The organism is Aggregatibacter segnis ATCC 33393 (assembly GCF_900476035.1).
Lineage (GTDB): Bacteria > Pseudomonadota > Gammaproteobacteria > Enterobacterales > Pasteurellaceae > Aggregatibacter > Aggregatibacter segnis.
In genome coordinates this window covers 737,015-757,268 of the sequence record NZ_LS483443.1, presented here as the reverse complement: position 1 = coordinate 757,268, position 20,254 = coordinate 737,015, and the positions used below count along the sequence as shown (strand labels likewise).

Genomic DNA, 20,254 nt, shown 5'->3' with positions numbered 1-20,254 from the left:
GCGCCCTCCGTGCTAAAAATGTTCAAATGCAGGTCAAATTATAGCGATTCTAATAATTTTTTAACAGGCGCAAAACTACGGCGATACTGTGGTAAAAGGCCAAATTCGGCGATTTTTTCCAAATGCAATTTCGTTGGGTAGCCCTTGTGTTGCGCAAAGGCATATTGTGGATATTGTTGATCCAATTCCAACATTTCCTGATCCCGTGCGACTTTTGCCAAAATAGACGCCGCACTAATTTCCGCGACTAAAGCATCCCCTTTAACAACTGCCTGAGCAGGTATCGACAAATTTGAAGGAATCCGATTGCCATCCACCAACACAAAGTGCGGTTGAATTTTCAAATGTTTTACCGCCCGTTCCATGGCAAGCATGGAAGCATGCAAAATATTCAACTCGTCGATCTCATGTGGTTCCGCTCGCCCAAGCGCCCACGCCAAGGCTTTTTGCTTAATTTCTTCCGCTAACAATAAACGTTTTTTTTCCGACAGTTTCTTAGAATCAGCAAGCCCCTCAATAGGATTGTTCGGATCCAAAATCACTGCTGCCGTCACCACGGCACCGACTAACGGCCCGCGTCCTACTTCATCTACACCGGCAATTAGCGCATAGCCCTGTGGGTACACAAACTTATCCATGAGATGGCTCCAATAAATCAATCACTGCTTGTGCGGCTTGTTGATCGGCATTGCATTGAATCCTTTGGTGTAACTCAGCAAAACGTTGTAATAAAACATGGCGATTTTGCACCGCACTTTTATCCTCACTTAAATACAGGGACAATTTTTCTGCCAACTTCGTCGGATTGCAGTCTTCTTGAATTAATTCCGGCACTAACATTTCATCCGCCAGCAAATTTGGTAAAGAAACGTATTTGGTTTTCACCAAGCGTTTGGCTAAGAAATAGGTGAAAGGCTTCATACGATACCCCACTACCATCGGGGATTTACATAACATCGCTTCCAACGCAGCCGTACCTGAGGCCAGCAACGTTGCTTCTGCGGTGATCATGGCGGCACGCGCATTGCCGTCCAATAAAATCATATCCAATTCCGGCGCAACGCATTGTTTGATTTGTTCAAATTGCTGACGAAGTTTTTGATTAATTAACGGCACAAGAAATTTAACATCCGGATAACGCTGATGTAGCAGTTGCGCAGTTTGTAAGAAAGGTTCACTCAGAAATTCCACCTCTGAACCACGACTCCCCACCAGCATCGCCACATAACGCTGCGTTGGATCTAAATTCAGTAATTGGCAGGCTTCATCACGATTTGGTTTCAACGGAATGGCATCCGCCATGGTGTGCCCAATAAAGCGACAAGGCACATTGAAACGATCATAAAAGGCTTTTTCAAAAGGCAAAAAGGCAAGCACTAAATTAGTGGCTGCTGCGATTTTATACACACGTTTCTGACGCCATGCCCACACTGACGGACTCACATAATGAATGGTTTTAATGCCTCGTTGTTTGAGCTTCAATTCTACGTCTAAGTTAAAATCCGGTGCATCAATGCCAATGAAAACATCCGGTTTTAATGCCGATAATTGCTCGATGATGCTACGGCGGATTTTGAGTAAGCGTGGTAGATGTTTCAGCACTTCCACCAATCCCATCACGGATAACTCTTCCATATCAAACAGAGTTTCAAATCCTTCGGCAATCATGCGTTCACCGCCAATACCGATAAATTTGGCATGCGGATAACACGCTTTCAGGGCATGAATTAAACCTGCTCCGAGAATGTCACCGGAGACTTCGCCTGCGATGATTGCAATGGTTGGAGAATGATTGAGGGATATTGAATTTGGCATAGTCAAAACTCTGAAAAAAACGACCGCTCTTTTAGTCATAGAAAAGAGCGGTCGGCAATAAATGAATTTATTAAAAGGATTAACGGATAATGCCGCGGGTGGAACGCTTAAAGAAATCCAAGAAGAAACTGATCGCTGACTCTGTGGCAGCAATTTGTTCAATTTCCGGCATCACTTCATCTAATGTTTTACCGCTACGATAAATCATTTTGTAAACGTTACGAATCGCATGCATTGTTGGCTTATCGAAGCCACGACGTTTTAACCCTTCAATGTTTACCCCGAACGGTTGAGCATGATTGCCTTGTGCCATGACATATGGAGGCACATCTTGGCTGACCATGGAACCACCACCCAACATCACATGAGCGCCTACGACAACGAATTGGTGAATCGCAGACATTCCGCCGACAATCACGAAATCGTCCAATTCCACGTGTCCGGCAAGGGTGGCATTATTGGCTAAAATACAGCGGTTTTTAATCACGCAGTCATGTGCAATATGGACGTTAATCATGAATAAGTTGTCATCACCGATTTTCGTCACTCCGCCACCTTGTACGGTACCACGATGAATGGTAACACTTTCACGAATACGGTTACGGTTACCGATCACAACGCGTGTCGGCTCGCCTTGATATTTAAGATCTTGGTTCACCTCACCAATGCTGGCAAATTGATAAATTTCATTATCTTCACCGATTCGTGTATGCCCATTAATCACAACATGGGAGTGGACGACGGTGCCTTTGCCGATTTCAACGTCTTTACCGATAATCGTAAACGGGCCGATAACCACGTTTTCACCAATTTTGGCACCTTCTTCAACAATGGCCTGCGGATGAACTTTGGCTGTTGGGTGAATCATATTTATCCCCTTGTCTGAATTATGCTACACGACGAGCACACATTAGTTTCGCTTCACAGGCCACTTCACCATCAACGGTTGCTGTAGCGGTAAAGGCAGTAATACCACGACGTTCTTTAATCACTTCAACGTGTAATACCATTTGATCGCCAGGAACAATCGGACGCTTAAAGCGGGCTTCATCAACACCGGCGAAATAGAAAATCTCACCACCGGCTAACTCATGGGTTTTGAAAGCTAAGATACCCATAGCCTGCGCCATGGCTTCAAGAATTAACACGCCCGGTAAAATGGGATTTCCCGGGAAATGGCCGGTAAAACAAGGCTCATTCACACTGATATTTTTAATCGCAGTCAACCATTTGCCTTCTTCAAAATTGATCACGCGATCCACTAATAAAAATGGATAACGATGTGGCAATAATTGCATAATTTCGTGAGATTCGATAATTCTTGAGGTTTGTTCAGTCACGGGATTACCTTTCAATATTAAATAAGAAACAAAAAATACGCGTTAAATTATACGTTATTTAACGCATCAACACAAAATGAACGAAACATCACTCATCTGATTTCAGTTTTTTCTCAAGGGCTTTAATGCGTTTATTTAAACCATCAATGCCAAGTGTCAATGCCGCTGTTTTTCGCCATTCTTTATTGGTTTGGAGCGGAATACCGGAAGAATACACACCCGGTTCGGTAATCGGACGCATGACCATCCCCATGCCGGTGACTGTCACTTGATCACAGATTTCCATATGCCCGTTAATCACGCTCGCACCGCCAATTAAACAATAACGTCCCACGGTTAAACTGCCTGCCATAATCACACCGCCGGCAACCGCCGTCCCCGTGCCGATATGCACGTTATGAGCAATCTGACAAAGGTTGTCGATAATCACGTTATCTTCAATCACAGTTGCATCTAATGCGCCACGGTCAATACAGGTACAAGCACCAATTTCCACGTAATTGCCGATAATCACTTGTCCTACTTGGGGGATTTTAATCCATTTACCGCGTTCATTAGCATAACCAAAACCATCACTACCAATGACAGCGCCGGATTGAATCAAGCAATGCTGGCCAATTTCGACATCATGATATACAGACACATTCGCCCAAAGTTGGGTATGTGCGCCAATTTTAGTATTTTTACCAATAAAGCAATTTGCACCAATTACTACGTTATCGCCAAGCACAACACCGGATTCAATAACGCTGTTTGCACCGATAGAAACATTTTCACCTAACAAAACATCGTCAGAAATAACCGCACTTTTTGCGATTCCGCTTGCCGCTTTTGGGGTGGTATCCATATATTGTGCTAATTTTGCATAGGCAACATAAGGCTCCTTCACAATAAGCAAATTACTTTCCGGTGAACAAAATTCCACATCCGCTTCGGACACCACCAAAATACCCGCCTTTGAATGTGCCAGTTTTTCACGGAATTTGGCATTAGAAATAAATGTTAGCTGATGTTTTTCTGCTTTATCTAAGGGAGCGATATTACTCACAACAACATCGGCGTTACCACGAATGGTAGCGCCGATTTGTTGTGCTAATTCCAAGAGGGAATAGGTCTTCATTATTTAGCCTGTGTAGGAATTGCTTTTAATACATCTTCTGTGATGTTTTTACCGTCAACTGCAAAAACAACGGAACGATCATCAAGCACTAAAGTGTAATTTTTTTGTTTCGCTACGTTATTCGTGGCGGTTTGAATGCTTGCAATCATTTTTGTTGTTTCTTCATTTTCACGTTTTGCATAACTTTCTTGGAAAGCTTTTGCTTTTTGGTCATGCTCAGTAATTAATTTATTAATAGCGTCTTGTTCATCATTAGCAAATTTATTAATTTCATCTTCGCGTTTTTTGATGTCTGCAGAACGTAATTTAGGTGCGTCTTTCTGTAAAGCCGCCACTTTTGCTTCAACTTTCTTTTGAACATCCGCAATTTTTGCATCAATCTGTTTTTTGTTTTCTGCTAATTTATCCGCAGTTGGTTTGAATTCTGCCTCTAATTTTTCAGCAACAACTTTACGATCCGGATGATTCTGGAAAAGGTAATCTGCGCTTACAAAAGCGATATTTTCTTCTGCCATTGCTAAAGAAGAAGTGAATGCTAAAGCTAAAGAAAGTGCGGTTAATTTTACAGTTTTTTTCATTTTTTTATTTTTCCTTTTAGTAAGTTAAACATTAAATTCGTCTGTGCCAATGTCTTGGCACAGATATCTCTTTATATCAATTGGATTAGACTGTTCTGTTTAGAACGATCCACCAATACTGAACTGGAATTGTTCAATATCATCGTTTTCATATTTCTTGATTGGCTTAGCATAAGAGAATACTAACGGGCCAATCGGAGACTGCCATTGGAATGAAATACCGGCAGAAGCGCGAACACGAGAAGGATCGCCATAATCAGGTAAATTACTATTAAACTTACCTTTCTCTGATTTCCAGTGAGTATCCCATACGCTCGCTGCATCAACAAAGAATGAGGTACGAACAGAATTTTGATTTTTCTCTGCAACAAACGGCGTTGGTACAATTAATTCCACACTGGCAGTGGCCATCGCATTACCGCCAACCACATCACCATTTAACTTATCGTCATTATAACAGCTAGGGGTTGTACTCACGCCACGACAAGCCGCTGAGATTGGCGTTTTAGCATAAATCGCTTGTGGACCAATCGCACCATAAGAAAAGCCGCGTAAACTGCCAATACCACCTGCTGTATAAGTTTGATAGAACGGTAAACGTTTACCACCGAAACCATCCGCATAAGATGCCCCTAAACGTCCAGACAATACCCATGTCTGATCACGGTTAAGCGGGTAGAATCCTTGAACATCGGCATTGAGTCGATAGTATTTATTATCAGAACCAGGAATCGTAACCTTACCACCGATAGATGCTTTAACCCCTTTAGTTGGTAAGAAACCACGGTTCAAACTGTTATAATTCCAACCGAATGAAACATCATAATCGTGAGATTTGAACACCCAGTCATCAAAGTTCATAGAGGCTAAATACAAAGCACGATTATATTCAGGTGTAATATTTTTTAATTTGTTATAGGCGTAACCAACACCAAGATAGTAGGCATTGTTTTCATTGACCGGGAAACCTAAGGTTAGGTTACCACCATAAGTCGTACGTGCATAAGCTGCTGATGTTGAATTTTTTGAGTTATCAAAGCTTTCAAAGAAAACATTTCCACCCAAACTGACACCATCTTTAGTGAAGTATGGTTCGGTATAACCTAAATTTACGCTTGTACCGTAATCATTACGGGAGCCGGCCAAACTAAGAGAAGAGCCCATACCCAAGAAGTTATCTTGCTTAATACTGGCTTGGTAACTTAAACCGCTTTCCGTACCATAACCGATACCAAAATTAATACTACCGGTATTACGTTCTTTTACCTTATAAATAACATCAACTTGGTCATTGGTTCCTTCAACGGCTTCGGTACGGCTTTCAACGGTTTCAAAAAAGCCTGTACGATCCAACCGCACTTTACCTAATTCAACTAAATCAGTAGATAACCAACTCCCCTCTTGCTGACGCATTTCTTGACGCAAGGTGCTATCCGCACTCACGGTATTACCTTCAAAACGAATTTGACGGACAGAATAACGTTTACCGGCATCAACAACAAAACTCAAGCCAACTGTTTTATTCTCATCATTAAAATCAGGCTGTACGTTCACTTGTGCACTACCATAACCACGTTCGCCAAGTGTTGCTTTAATACTTTCTTCAACTAACAGTACATCACTACGACGAAACTCTTCGCCAACATGAATTTGCTTAAGTAACGGCGCCAATTGTTCCGCCATGCCGCCTACATCACCCACAATACGCGCACTATTAACGGTATATTTCTCTCCTTCAACAATATCAATTGTTACTCGAGCTTCCGTCTTCTCATCATTCAGTTTCACATCGGTATTGGCGATTCCGGCTTTTGCATAACCACGATCAAGGTAATAATTTCTAATTGTTTCAAGATCTTTAGTGAATTGCGTAGAATCAAATTTGTTACCAAAGAACTTCCACCACGCATCCGGTTGGAGCTCCATTTGATCTTCTAAGCGATCACTATCAAAGGCTTGATTACCGACAAAAGTGATATCTTTCAGCAAAGCAACATCATTTTCAGTCACTTGAATCTTAACTTCCGCACGGTTATTTGGTAATGGGTTAACAATCGTTTCGACTTTTGCGTTATAACGACCAACACTATGATAGTGTTCTTCTAATCCTTTACGAAACTCTTCTAATTTTTCACGATTCAACATATCGCCTTTACGAAAACCATTGGTATCTAAGTTTTGTTTTAATGCATCGTTTGGAACGGATTTATTTCCCTCAAACACCACATCAGAAATAATCGCTTTCGGCGTAACCGAAATAACCAACGTATTTCCTTGCTGTGATGCTCTCACATCATCATACTGACCTGTTAGGAACAAATTACGGACGATATTAGAAATATTGGCATCATTAATTTTCTGACCAATTTTTATCGGTAACGAGGCAATAATCTGACTTTCACGACCAGCCTGAACACCATCAACACGAATATCTTGAACTACAAAAGGTCCCGCAAGAGCGGCGGTAGAACCAAACAACAAACTTACAAGTAAAAGTTTTTTCATCGTAATTTCTATCCTGTATAAAAATACTAATTTAAACGTAAAAAATCATTAATCAGGCCAAATCCCATTAACATTAATAATAAGATTGCACCGATTCGATAACTGATATTCTGAACATGTTCGGAAACCGGCTTTCCTTTAAGCGCTTCTAATCCTAAAAAGACTAGATGTCCCCCATCAAGCACAGGCAATGGGAAGAGATTCATGATCCCTAAATTGACACTAATCAGTGCGAGAAAACTGAGGTAATAAACTAATCCTAACTCAGATGATGCGCCTGCACCTTGCGCAATAGAAATCGGACCACTTAAATTATTCAAAGACAACTCGCCAACCAATAATTTCCCGATCACTTTTATGGTTAGCCAAGAGAGTTGAAACGTCTTCTCAGCCCCTTTCTGTAAGGATTCAAACATATCATACTTTAATTCAGTACGATATTCATCAGGCACTGGGGAAAAAGTCGGAGAAATACCAACAACTAAACGCTTTTTGTCATTGAGTTCCGGCGTAATGGTCTTCATCAACCACTCACCGTTACGCTCGACTTTTAGTGACAGAGGATGACCTAACTCCACTTGCTCAATAAAATCCAGCCAACGTATCGCCTTACCATCCGCCCAATATAATTTATCACCAACTTGTAATCCCGCTTTTTGTGCAGGAGAATTCTCGACGACTTTAGACAAAGTCATATCGACTTTAGTTCTAACCGGTAATATACCGAGAGAACCGAAAGCTGTTTCTTTTTCAGGGTTAAAATTCCAGTGAGATAAATCCAAGATTCTATGCTGTTCAATATTCGAACCGAATTCAACTAGGGTTAACTCTACTCTACTTTCACCAATTTTAGTAGCCAACAGCATATTGATGGTCTCCCAATCAGGCGTAGCAACACCATCAATTTCAGTAATTTGCGTTTTTGGCTGAACCTGCGCCAGCTCTGCAATAGAATGAGGTTTTATATCATCAATGACCGGTTTAACGCTTGGAATTCCGATGGTATAAATCAGAAAATAAGCAAAAATAGCAAACAAGAAATTCGCTATCGGACCGGCGGCAATAATAAAAGCACGTTGGGCGACCGTTTTATTGTCAAAGGCTTGAGATGCCAACTCTGAAGGAATGTCTTCGTTTCTTCCATCCAGCATTTTGACATAACCCCCAAGAGGAATGGCCGACACAGCAAATTCTGTCCCTTGTTTATCGGTACGCGACCAAATGACTTTACCAAAACCAATAGAAAAACGATGCACTTTCACACCGCACTTTCGTGCCGCCCAGAAATGGCCATATTCATGTACCGTTACTAAAACGGCAATCGCAATCAGAAATGAAACGGTTGACCACAAAAATGACATATCGCCAATCCTATAGTACAAAAAAATAGAAGTAGGCGAAGAATGGAACGGCAGCCGTTAAGCTGTCAATGCGATCCAAAATACCGCCATGCCCCGGAATTAAATGACTGCTATCTTTAATACCGCTTTGGCGTTTAAACATACTTTCCGTTAAATCGCCTAAAATAGAAATCGCAACCGTTGCCACAGACAGACCAATAAAGGCTTCGGATGAGACATTTGCAGTCAAACTTTGTTGCGCCACATTCACAAAAATGGCTGCAACAATACCTGCCATGACCAAACCGCCAATCGCCCCCTGCCAAGATTTCCCCGGAGAAACTTTCGGTGCCAATTTGTGCTTACCAAATTTACGACCGACAAAATAAGCGCCGGAATCCGCTACCCAAATCAAAATGAACACATACAACAACAGCATAATGCCGTGGTAAGGCTCTGTCACATAATGATCTAAACGTAACAATAATACGCCGATTAAAAATGGGATAAGGGTAAAGAAACAGAAAAAGAATTGTAAGACGGAATGTTTGCCCCAAATGGCACTACTTTTCGGGTAAGTCACCACAAAAAATAAGGCCACCAGCCACCAAATAACCGCGCCCAATAAAATTGGCTGAGTATACAGTTCAAATACACGTCCGGCATCTAAATAATTGCCTTCTCCATAGATCCAGAGGAATAAAAAGGCAGCACTTAAACCTGTGATGGCATAGCGCCAAAAAGTGGGTTGCTTGAAATTAAAAAACTGCGTCCATTCCCAAACGCCTAACACGACGACAACGCCCAAGGCGAGAGCAAAATAATAAGGTGAAAATAAAAATAACGCGGTAAAGACAAGGGCAATTAACACAATTGCCGAAATAACTCGTTGTTTAAGCACAATATATTCCTCTATTATTCAGTCCCGCCAAAACGGCGATGACGTTGTTGATAAGATAAAATCGCCTGATGAAACTCGGCTTCATTAAAATCCGGCCACAGCACATCGGAAAAATATAACTCTGCGTAGGCTGTTTGCCACAATAAGAAATTGCTAATGCGTTGTTCACCACTGGTACGAATCAATAAATCCACTTCAGGCTCATCTTTTGTTACCAAATATTGCTGCAATAAATCTTCGTTAATATCTGCAACAGTGATTTGTTGCGCTCGAACCTGTTCTGCCAACTGCTGTGCCGCCTGAACAATATCCCAGCGCCCGCCATAATTCGCGGCAATATTTAACCTAAGTGCGGTGTTATTTTCCGTTAATTTTTCCGCTTTTTTGATTTTTTCCTGCAAGCCTGCACTAAAGCGGGAAATGTCGCCTAAAATTTTCAAACGAATGTCATTTTTATGCAGTTTTTTCACTTCAAAATCAAGCGCCTGCATAAATAAACTCATCAATGCGCTCACTTCCTGCTCGGGGCGGTTCCAGTTTTCGCTGCTAAACGCATATAATGTTAAATATTTCACCCCAATTTTGCGAGCATAAGACACGGCTTCACGTACTGCCGCCACGCCGTTTTTATGTCCAAAAACGCGCATTTTCCCTTGCTGCTTCGCCCAACGCCCGTTGCCGTCCATGATAATCGCAACGTGTTGCGGAATATTATTCCGATCTAATTCTGTCATTATCCCTTCTCAATGCAAAATATCAGTGTGACCAATGTGCCAATTGTTGTCGTGCATATTCACGAGCAGCACGATCCACCTCCAGTACATCATCAATCTGTTTGATTTGTTGCGACGGCATTTGTTCCACGACAGCCTGATTTAGTTTGGCAATATCCGTAAATTTAATTTGGCGATCTAAAAAGGCTTGTACGGCCACTTCATTCGCCGCATTCATGGCAGTGGTCGCATACTGTCCTGCCGCAAAAGCCTCTATCGCCAGTTTCAAACAAGGATAACGTTGATAATCCGGTGCTAAAAAAGTCAACCCATTTAATTGGTAAAAATCTAACGGAGCTACGCCCGAAAAAGTGCGGTGCGGATACGCCATAGTTTCCGCAATCGGTGTGCGCATATCAGGATTCCCCATTTGCGCGATAACGCTGCCATCAATGTAGCGTACCATGGAGTGAATAATGGACTGCGGGTGAATAATGACTTCCATTTCATCGGCTGTCGCATTAAACAACCAACGGGCCTCAATATACTCCAATCCCTTGTTCATCATCGTTGCGGAATCCACAGAGATCTTCTTGCCCATAGACCAGTTAGGATGTGCTACCGCCTGTTCCGGTGTAATACCGTCAAATTCGCTTAACTCCGTATAACGGAAAGGCCCACCCGAACCGGTCAGCACGATTTTACTGATGCCCAAATCTGCCAACGGGCAAAACCCGATTTGTTGTTGAGCCTGCGGAGGCAACGATTGGAAAATGGCGTTATGTTCACTGTCCACCGGCAATAATTGCGCGCCATAGCGTTTTACCGCATCAATAAAAATTTGGCCGCAAGTAACCAATGCCTCTTTATTTGCGAGCAGAACTTTTTTGCCGGCTTTCACTGCTGACAACGTTGGCAATAAACCTGCCGCACCAACAATCGCTGCCATGACCATGTCTGCATCAGGATGTGCGCTTAATTCGCAAATCGCTTGTTGACCGGCAAATACTTGCGTCGGGAGCTGATGCGTAGCTACTTTCTCACGCAAATGTTTTGCTGCGCTTTCATCTGCCAAAGCAACAAAGTGCGGTCGAAATTTCACGCATTTTTCAAACATGGCACCCACATTGGAACCCCCAACTAAAGCAAACGCTTCATATTTTTCCGGATTGTGTTCAATCACCGAAAGGGTGCTATTACCGATGGAACCTGTCGCGCCAAGAATCACGACCTTTTGTTTTTTTTGCATAAAATTTCGACCGCACTTTGTCAATTTTTCGGGCAACATGAAAACCTCACACGCCCATATAAGAAAAGACGCAGTAAGGCACTGCGTCTGATGTTAACCTGTTCTTATGATTAGAAATCGAGCAATTCTTTTTCTTTTTCCGCTAACACTTCATCAACTTTTTTGATGAATTTATCGGTAATTTGTTGAATTTCCGTTTCAGCTTTGTGCTGATCGTTTTCACTGATTTCTTTGTCTTTTAGCAAAGCTTTGATTTTATCGTTCGCGTCACGGCGTACGTTACGAATCGCTACCTTACCTTGCTCGCCTTCTGATTTCACAATTTTAATCAAATCACGGCGACGTTCTTCTGTTAATGGTGGAAGTGGCACGCGAATCGTTGTACCGGCAGAAGATGGGTTCAAGCCTAAATCAGAAGTTAAAATGGCTTTTTCTACCGCTTGAATCAATGAACGATCAAACACGGTTACCGCTAAAGTACGGGCATCTTCTGCCACCACGTTGGCTAATTGACGTAATGGTGTCGCAGAGCCGTAATAATCCACTTGAATGGCATCCAACAAACTTGGTTGTGCACGGCCGGTACGAATTTTTGCAATATGGCCTTTTAACGCTTCAAGGCTTTTTTCCATGCGGTCTTGCGCATCTTTTTTAATGTCGTTAATCACGATAATTCCTTCTCTATTAAATAAATTAAACCGTTAAACTAGTCTTTTGCACAAATGAGTGTGCCTTCTTGCTCGCCGGTAATCACGCGACGTAGCGCCCCCGGTTTACCCATATTGAACACGCGAATCGGCATACCGTGATCGCGAGCTAGGGTAAAGGCTGCTAAGTCCATGACTTGTAATTCTTTATCAATCACTTCAGCATAAGTAAGGTGCGGATAAAGCATAGCATTTGGATTTTTTGCCGGATCGCAATCATATACGCCATCTACTTTGGTTGCTTTTAACACAACATCTGCTTCAATTTCGATACCGCGTAAGCATGCGGCGGAATCTGTGGTAAAAAACGGACTGCCTGTACCGCCGGAGAAAATCACAACGCGTTTTTCGCGCAACATTTTGATGGCTTCAGACCAATTGTAAGTATCGCAAATGCCGTTTAATTGAAATGCCGACATTAATTTTGCATTCACATCCGCACGGAAAAGCGAATCACGCATTGCCAAACCGTTCATGACCGTAGCTAACATTCCCATATGGTCGCCGACCACACGGTTCATTCCCGCTTTGGCTAATTTAGCACCACGGAATAAGTTGCCACCGCCTAATACGACGCCAACTTCTACGTCCATTTCGACCAACTCTTTGATTTCTAAGGCCACTCTATCAAGAATAGACGCATCAATCCCGAAACCTTCATCACCTTGCAAGGCTTCTCCGCTTAGTTTTAACAAAATTCTTTTATAAATCGGTTGGCTCATCTTATTTCCCTTTTGTCTTCACAAAAATTGTCTCATTTTAATAGATCTTATCTACCCTGTGAAGTCAACATGAAGAAATAGCGCCCTTAAATAAGGAAAAAAATGACCGCACTTTTAGAGAAAGTGCGGTCATTTTTAAACGCGTTTTCTGGTTATGTAAAACTCCAAAGGAGCAACGCCAGCAATTGTGGAGAAACAATACGTAAAAACATCGCCAATGGATATACTGTCGCATAAGAGAGAGAAGCTGCCCCACTACCTTCTTTAATCGAATTAGCAAATGCCAATGCCGGTGGATCGGTCATTGAACCGGCAAGCACACCACAAAGGGAAAGGTAATTCAATTTGCTGTATAAACGTGCGATAACAGCGGTAATTAATAATGGCACTAACGTAATAACGATACCGTAGCCCATCCATTCCAAACCGCCTCCATTTAATAAGGTGTCCATAAAACTACCGCCTGATTTCAGCCCAACGACAGCCAAGAATAAGACAATCCCTAACTCGCGTAACGCTAAGTTAGCGCTTGGTGGCATAAACCAATACAGCTTACCGATCGTACCGATACGCGCCAAAATCAATGCAATCACTAACGGTCCCCCCGCTAAACCTAATTTTAAGGCAACGGGGAAACTTGGAATATAAAAAGGGATAGAACCGAATAACACCCCCAAACCAATCCCAATAAACACCGGCAACATTTGCACTTGTTGCAATTTTTGCTCGGCATTACCTATCACAGAAATGGCGTTATTCATCATGTCTGTGCGACCCACCATATGTAATACGTCACCGAACTGCAAAGTCGTATTGGCTGTCGGAACCAATTCCACACCGGCACGGTTTAAGCGGGAAATCACTACGCCGTATTTTTGATGGATACCCAACGATTTGATTTTTTTACCCAACACTTTTTCGCTGGTCACCACAACCCGCTCTGAACGAATCTCTCCACCTTTGGTTGAAATAGGCACATCCAGCTCATCACCAATAATTAAGCACATTTTTTTCAATGCGCTGCCATCACCGACCAAATGCAACACATCATCCAAATGGATTTCTGAGCTGGCTTTCGGCACGCAAACATTGTTGCCACTTTTCAAACGGGAACACACAATGTCCCCTTCACCAAAGCCCGGGATATCGATTAGGCGTAAACCATCCAAGTTTTTATTGGTGACTTTTACGTCCATGGTGGTTAACGTTTCTTTATCTTGTCCGCTTTCATGTTGGAAATGTTGTTCTTCTTCATCTACCTTAATTTTAAAGAACAAACGCACCAACCACATGGAAAGTAAAATACCGCAGATCCCAAACGGATAGGCCATGGCATATGCCATCCCCATTGTTGACGTAGCACTTTTTAAGCCAAGCTCCGCTAAAATTTGTTGCCCTGCCCCCAACGATGGCGTATTGGTTACCGCACCGGAATAAATCCCCAAAATAATGTCTAACGGCACATCGGCAATCTTATGAATGAGAATCACCGAAATCCCGCCAAGCAATACAATAAAAAAGGCAAAACCGTTAAGTTTTAACCCCGAACGGCGCAAGGAAGAGAAGAACCCCGGCCCCACTTGAATCCCGATCGTATACACAAACAGAATCAAGCCAAACTCTTGCACGAAATGCAATGTATGCGTGTCTAGTGCCAATCCGTACTGATTGGTAAAATGCGCCACAATGATCCCACCAAAGAGCACCCCGCCTACACCAAAACCGACACCTTTGATCTTCCAATGACCGATCCATAAACCGATCACGGCGACCAGGGCGAGCAGGCTAATCGTAATAGCAATATCACTCATATTTACCTCAAATAAAATTAACTGTGGCAAATTATAACAACTTCATTTTTTTTAGGGAAAACAAACACAAAAAATGAAACCTCTATCACATTTTTTCTTGCCTAATAGGGAAATTTTTTTAAAATGAACCGCACTTTTTTATTAGCGGATTACATAATGGACTACTCTCAGGAAACGATTACCTCCCTACTTTGGATTGCCAAAACCTTAGCAATCACAACCGTTGTTTTTAGCCTCAGTATCTTTTTGTTGGTGCGTTTCACTCACTGGGGAAAACAATTTTGGATGTTTGCCGGCGGTTACCTTTCACCGAAACGTAGCGTTAAACCATTGTTATTTTTCGTGCTGATTGTCGCCTTAACTTTGTTTAGCGTTCGTCTTGGGCTGGTACATTCCACTTGGTACAACAACATGTACACCTCGCTACAAGAGTTCAATCAGCCGGTCTTCTGGGAGCAAATGATCCTATTTTGTTTTATCGCCGGATTTTCCGTACTTTCTGCCTTGATTAGCTATTACATTAGCCAGCGCTTTTCCATTAATTGGATTGAATGGTTAAACCAAGAAATGTTGGAAAAATGGATGAGCCACCGTGCCTACTATAAAAGCCAATATACCGCACAGCATTTGGATAACCCCGATCAACGGATTCAACAAGACGTGCAATCCTATGTCAAAACAACGCTTTCCTTGAGTACCGGCGTCATTGATGCGGTAACCTCCATGATTTCTTACACGATTTTATTGTGGGGATTAGCTGGGCCAATGAGTTTATTCGGCGTAGAAATCCCGCACATGATGGTCTTTTTAGTGTTTGCTTATGTGATCTTCACGACACTTATCGCCTTTTGGCTTGGTAAGCCGTTAATTCGCCTCAATTTTGCTAACGAAAAATTAAACGCGAATTACCGTTATTCTTTAATCCGTGTAAAAGAATATGCGGAAAGCATCGCCTTCTATGCCGGTGAAAAAGTTGAAAAAAGCCAGCTTTATAAACAATTTCGCGCTGTTATCGACAACATGTGGGATATTGTGTTTCGAGCCTTAAAATTCTCCGGTTTTAACTTAGTGGTCAGCCAAATTTCAGTGGTATTCCCTTTACTCATTCAAGTGGGACGCTATTTTGAAAAACAAATTAAACTGGGCGATCTGATGCAAACCTTGCAAGTCTTTGGCAAATTGCATTCCAATCTTTCTTTCTTCCGTAACACGTACGATAGCTTTGCCGAATACAAAGCCACTTTGGACCGTTTAACCGGCTTCCATTACAGCGTAGAAGCCGCACAGAAAGAAAGCAAAATCCAGATTACCGATCACCCAACGGACGTTATTTTCCAACACTTAAATGTCAAATCGCCACTTGGCAAAACCTTGATTCACGATCTCAATCTCACGCTACCGCAAGGAGATTCATTACTAATCCAAGGACAATCCGGTGTGGGAAAAACCACGTTGCTACGCACCGTGGCGGGTTTATGGTCTTATGCCCACGGCGAAATCTTCTGCCTACAACAAAACAGCCTTTTCCTTTCACAACGCCCGTATTTACCTCAAGGGGATTTACTCACCGCGCTGTATTATCCTAATTCCGCGGAACAGGCCGATTTAGTGAAAGTGACCGAAATATTACAACAAGTACAACTTGCCCATTTACAAGAACGTTTGGCGCAAGAACAAGACTGGAGCCGCATTTTATCCCTTGGTGAACAGCAACGTCTCGCCTTCGCACGGCTTTTGCTCCATAAACCGCAAGTCGCCTTTTTAGATGAAGCCACCGCCAGCCTGGATGAAGGACTTGAAGATGCCATGTATCGGTTAATTCGTCGGGAATTGCCGAATACCATCATTATCAGCGTCGGGCATCGTTCAACCTTAGTGCCGTTACATGAAAAGCGTTTAGAATTGAAAACGGATGGGCATTGGGAATTAAGTACTCATTAGGTTTACTGTGACTTTCTTTGCTTCGCCAAAGAAAGTCACCAAAGAAAGACGCCCCTGCTTTGCCTTTTTTCCCCTTGTTCTATTGAATTTGCTTGACGGAAATTTTCGAACTCACTTCGCTCAAACAAAGCGAAAATTTCCTACAAACTCAATGCCACAAGGGCGTCAAAGAAGGGAACCCAGTCATACCACTAAGTGCGGTCACAAAATCTAACGAATTTTAAGCCTAAAACCCCATCGAGACGAACAATCGAACTTGATTCGATTGAGAGAAATTTCCAACTTATTTCTTCATAACGAAAAAAAGTAGAACTATTTATCAAATAAATTTTTCCTAGAATAAAAATTCACAGCAAAAAACAAATAAAGAACATCAATCTAACAAACACAAAAATATCAGACAATAAATCCAAATTAATTTCTAAAATAACGAAAAAATCAACATAAAACACTAAGCAAACGTTTGACAGAAGAATTTAAATCCGTAATATGTGACGCACTTTTACAGATTTTATGCATTAGGATTTTTCATGTTTAACACTGTTTCTTTCTCCCTCAACCTGCTGCTCTCACATTCTTTGTGCGGCTAAGTTGTGGATGAAAAACAGTCAAATGTAAAACCCTCAAGATTTAAACCCGCACTCTAATTTGCGGGTTTTTTCGTTTTTACACGAGCAAAAACAACTGAAAAAGCGACCGCACTTTGAGTGATTGAAAAAAAGGAAAATGTTATGACAGATCGCGTTATTATTTTTGATACGACCTTGCGTGATGGGGAACAAGCGTTAAAAGCAAGCCTTACCGTAAAAGAAAAATTACAAATTGCCCTTGCTTTAGAGCGTTTAGGCGTGGATGTCATGGAAGTGGGTTTTCCTGTTTCCTCGCAAGGGGATTTTGAATCCGTGCAAACCATCGCACGCCATATCAAAAATAGTCGTGTCGCGGCACTTTCCCGTGCGGTAGATAAAGACATCGACGCAGCCTACGAAGCCTTAAAAGTGGCGGAAGCTTTCCGTATTCACACCTTTATTGCCAGTTCCGCATTACACGTTGAAGCCAAATTAAAACGCACCTTTGACGATGTGGTGGAAATGGCTGTTGCGGCAGTAAAACGCGCGCGTAACTACACCGATGACGTAGAATTTTCCTGCGAAGATGCCGGACGTACCGGTATCGACAATATCTGCCGCATTGTGGAAGCGGCAATCAACGCCGGCGCCACCACCGTCAATATTCCAGACACTGTGGGCTACTGCTTACCGATGGAGTACGGCAACATCATCGCCCAAGTGCGTAACCGCGTACCGAATATCGACAAAGCCATTATTTCCGTGCACTGCCACAATGACTTAGGTATGGCAACCGCCAACTCTTTAACCGCCGTACAAAACGGCGCGCGCCAAATTGAATGTACCATCAACGGCATCGGCGAACGTGCAGGCAACACCGCATTGGAAGAAGTCGTCATGGCGATTAAAACCCGCCAGGCACTCTTCGGCGTGGACACGCGAATTAATACCCAAGAAATTCACCGTGTCAGTCAAATGGTCAGCCAGCTTTGCAATATGCCAATTCAACCGAACAAAGCTATTGTGGGTTCCAATGCTTTTGCACATTCTTCCGGCATTCACCAAGACGGGATGTTAAAAAACAAAAATACCTACGAAATCATGTCACCGGAAACCATTGGTTTGAAGAAAGAGAAATTAAACTTAACCGCGCGTTCCGGCCGTGCGGCGGTGAAAGGCCACATGACCGACATGGGCTACACCGAACAAGATTACGATTTGGATAAATTGTACGATTCCTTCTTAAAATTGGCGGACAAAAAAGGCCAAGTGTTCGATTATGACTTGGAAGCGTTGGCGTTCATTGATATGCAACAAGGCGATGAAGATCGTTTGGTGTTAGATAAACTTTCCGCTCACTCCACCAAGGAATATCCGGCGACTGCCTTTGTTCAATTACAGTTAGACGGTAAGAAATTAAGCACTTCGTCAATCGGCGGTAACGGCCCGGTCGATGCGGTTTACAACGCCATCTTAAATTTAACCGGTTTAGAGATCAAAATGTCTCACTATAACTTAACCGCCAAAGGCGAAGGCGCTGAAGCCTTGGGTCAGGTGGATATTGTGGTGGAACACGAAGACCGTAAATTCCATGGTGTTGGTTTAGCAACAGATATCGTTGAATCTTCCGCCCTTGCCTTAGTGCACGCCATCAATGCAATTTATCGGGCGCATAAGGTGGCGGATATTAAGAATCATAAACATCATTAATCTATCGAGTTCCCCTCTTTAGCAAAGAGGGGAGAAAATGTGAAAAAAATTAACCGCACTTTCGTGTGAAAAAATAGGAAAAACAATATGCAATCATACAACATCGCAGTTCTACCCGGCGACGGTATCGGCCCGGAAGTGATGGCAGAAGCCATTAAAGTATTAAACAAAGCCCAAGAAAAATTCGGTTTTAAACTCAACTTCAATGAATTTTATGTGGGTGGTGCTGCAATTGATCACTGCGGTTGCCCACTACCGGCAGATACCTTAAAGGGCTGTGAAGAGGCCGATGCGATTTTATTCGGTTCTGTAGGTGGGCCAAAATGGACAAACTTACCACCGGATCAACAACCGGAACGCGGCGCATTATTGCCATTGCGCAAACATTTCAAATTATTCTGCAATCTTCGCCCGGCAACTCTTTACAAAGGGTTAGAAAAATTCTGCCCTTTACGCGCAGACATTGCCGCAAAAGGGTTTGATATGGTAGTGGTGCGTGAATTAACGGGCGGGATTTATTTCGGTCAGCCTAAAGGTCGTGAAGGTGAAGGCGCACAAACCAAAGCATTCGATACCGAAATTTATTACAAATATGAAATCGAGCGTATTGCGCGCGCGGCTTTTGATGCGGCAATGAAACGTCGTAAACACGTCACTTCCGTGGATAAAGCTAACGTATTACAATCCTCTATTTTATGGCGTGAAACCGTGACCGAAGTGGCTAAAGACTACCCTGAAGTCACCTTAGATCACATTTATATCGACAACGCGACCATGCAGTTAATTAAAGCGCCTGAGTCTTTCGATGTGCTCCTCTGCTCCAACATTTTCGGCGATATTATTTCTGATGAAGCGGCGATGATCACAGGTTCTATGGGCATGTTGCCATCCGCTAGCTTAAATGAAGAAGGTTTCGGTTTATATGAACCGGCAGGCGGTTCTGCACCGGATATTGCAGGTAAAGGCATTGCCAACCCCATCGCACAAATTCTTTCTGCGGCAATGATGTTGCGTTATAGCTTCAACTTAAACGAAGCAGCGGACGCCATTGAAAATGCGGTACAAAAAGTCTTAGCGAATGGTCACCGTACCGGCGATTTAGCCGATGACTCAACCCCTGTTTCAACGGCAGAAATGGGTACATTGATTGCTGATGCAATTTAAGTCGCAATCGATAGTGCGGTTTTAAAATACCCTGAAATTTGACCGCACTTACCCTAACAAAACCTCTAA

17 protein-coding genes are annotated in these 20,254 nt (G+C 42.7%); 3 read left to right on the top strand and 14 right to left on the bottom strand.

Annotation, left to right across the window (positions count from 1 at the left end; translation table 11 throughout):
* Positions 1-38 precede the first annotated feature (38 nt).
* The 14 genes from rnhB to DQN58_RS03835 all read right to left on the bottom strand — a co-directional run bounded on the left by rnhB (position 39) and on the right by DQN58_RS03835 (position 14,801).
* Positions 39-638 carry a ribonuclease HII gene (rnhB, locus tag DQN58_RS03900; RefSeq protein WP_006716887.1) on the bottom strand — a complete coding sequence of 200 codons (600 nt, stop codon included), beginning with the start codon at positions 636-638 and terminating at the stop codon, positions 39-41.
* Positions 631-1,815, bottom strand: coding sequence for a lipid-A-disaccharide synthase (lpxB, locus tag DQN58_RS03895; protein WP_032997756.1), 1,185 nt, complete (start codon positions 1,813-1,815; stop codon positions 631-633). Before lpxB ends, rnhB begins: the two co-directional genes overlap by 8 nt.
* Positions 1,816-1,894: 79 nt before the next feature.
* Positions 1,895-2,683: an acyl-ACP--UDP-N-acetylglucosamine O-acyltransferase gene (lpxA, locus tag DQN58_RS03890; protein ID WP_006716881.1), complete on the bottom strand. Its 789-nt coding sequence runs from the start codon at positions 2,681-2,683 to the stop codon at positions 1,895-1,897.
* A 19-nt stretch (positions 2,684-2,702) separates the two neighbouring features.
* Positions 2,703-3,113: a 3-hydroxyacyl-ACP dehydratase FabZ gene (fabZ, locus tag DQN58_RS03885; protein ID WP_050540575.1), complete on the bottom strand. Its 411-nt coding sequence runs from the start codon at positions 3,111-3,113 to the stop codon at positions 2,703-2,705.
* A gap of 130 nt (positions 3,114-3,243) precedes the next feature.
* The gene (lpxD, locus tag DQN58_RS03880; protein WP_006716877.1) at positions 3,244-4,275 is read right to left on the bottom strand and encodes a UDP-3-O-(3-hydroxymyristoyl)glucosamine N-acyltransferase; all 1,032 of its coding nucleotides are present in this window, start codon (positions 4,273-4,275) and stop codon (positions 3,244-3,246) included.
* On the bottom strand, positions 4,275-4,853 hold the full coding sequence (locus DQN58_RS03875; protein WP_006716876.1) for an OmpH family outer membrane protein: 579 nt from the start codon (positions 4,851-4,853) through the stop codon (positions 4,275-4,277). Before DQN58_RS03875 ends, lpxD begins: the two co-directional genes overlap by 1 nt.
* A gap of 99 nt (positions 4,854-4,952) precedes the next feature.
* The gene (gene bamA, locus DQN58_RS03870) at positions 4,953-7,358 is read right to left on the bottom strand and encodes an outer membrane protein assembly factor BamA (RefSeq protein WP_006716873.1); all 2,406 of its coding nucleotides are present in this window, start codon (positions 7,356-7,358) and stop codon (positions 4,953-4,955) included.
* Positions 7,359-7,384: 26 nt separating this feature from the next.
* Entirely contained in the window at positions 7,385-8,719 is a 1,335-nt protein-coding gene (gene rseP, locus DQN58_RS03865) for a sigma E protease regulator RseP (RefSeq protein ID WP_006716871.1), read from the bottom strand.
* Between the two features lie 10 nt (positions 8,720-8,729).
* Positions 8,730-9,599: a phosphatidate cytidylyltransferase gene (locus DQN58_RS03860; protein WP_006716869.1), complete on the bottom strand. Its 870-nt coding sequence runs from the start codon at positions 9,597-9,599 to the stop codon at positions 8,730-8,732.
* Between the two features lie 14 nt (positions 9,600-9,613).
* A complete protein-coding gene (uppS, locus tag DQN58_RS03855; RefSeq protein ID WP_006716867.1) occupies positions 9,614-10,333 on the bottom strand; it encodes a polyprenyl diphosphate synthase in 720 nt (239 codons plus the stop codon).
* Positions 10,334-10,355: 22 nt separating this feature from the next.
* Positions 10,356-11,561, bottom strand: coding sequence for a 1-deoxy-D-xylulose-5-phosphate reductoisomerase (gene ispC / locus DQN58_RS03850; RefSeq protein ID WP_032997755.1), 1,206 nt, complete (start codon positions 11,559-11,561; stop codon positions 10,356-10,358).
* Positions 11,562-11,671: 110 nt separating this feature from the next.
* A complete protein-coding gene (gene frr, locus DQN58_RS03845) occupies positions 11,672-12,229 on the bottom strand; it encodes a ribosome recycling factor (protein ID WP_006716863.1) in 558 nt (185 codons plus the stop codon).
* A 38-nt stretch (positions 12,230-12,267) separates the two neighbouring features.
* Entirely contained in the window at positions 12,268-12,990 is a 723-nt protein-coding gene (gene pyrH / locus DQN58_RS03840; protein WP_006716861.1) for a UMP kinase, read from the bottom strand.
* Positions 12,991-13,142: 152 nt separating this feature from the next.
* Positions 13,143-14,801 (bottom strand): putative transporter, encoded by a 1,659-nt coding sequence (locus DQN58_RS03835; protein WP_006716860.1) that lies wholly within the window; start codon positions 14,799-14,801, stop codon positions 13,143-13,145.
* A gap of 156 nt (positions 14,802-14,957) precedes the next feature.
* On the opposite strand from DQN58_RS03835, the gene DQN58_RS03830 reads away from it, so the two are divergent.
* The 3 genes from DQN58_RS03830 to leuB all read left to right on the top strand — a co-directional run bounded on the left by DQN58_RS03830 (position 14,958) and on the right by leuB (position 20,185).
* On the top strand, positions 14,958-16,742 hold the full coding sequence (locus DQN58_RS03830) for an ABC transporter ATP-binding protein/permease (protein ID WP_109103983.1): 1,785 nt from the start codon (positions 14,958-14,960) through the stop codon (positions 16,740-16,742).
* A gap of 731 nt (positions 16,743-17,473) precedes the next feature.
* Positions 17,474-19,021: a 2-isopropylmalate synthase gene (gene leuA / locus DQN58_RS03825; RefSeq protein WP_032997754.1), complete on the top strand. Its 1,548-nt coding sequence runs from the start codon at positions 17,474-17,476 to the stop codon at positions 19,019-19,021.
* 87 nt (positions 19,022-19,108) lie between these two features.
* Positions 19,109-20,185: a 3-isopropylmalate dehydrogenase gene (gene leuB / locus DQN58_RS03820; RefSeq protein WP_006716849.1), complete on the top strand. Its 1,077-nt coding sequence runs from the start codon at positions 19,109-19,111 to the stop codon at positions 20,183-20,185.
* The last annotated feature ends 69 nt before the right edge of the window (positions 20,186-20,254 follow it).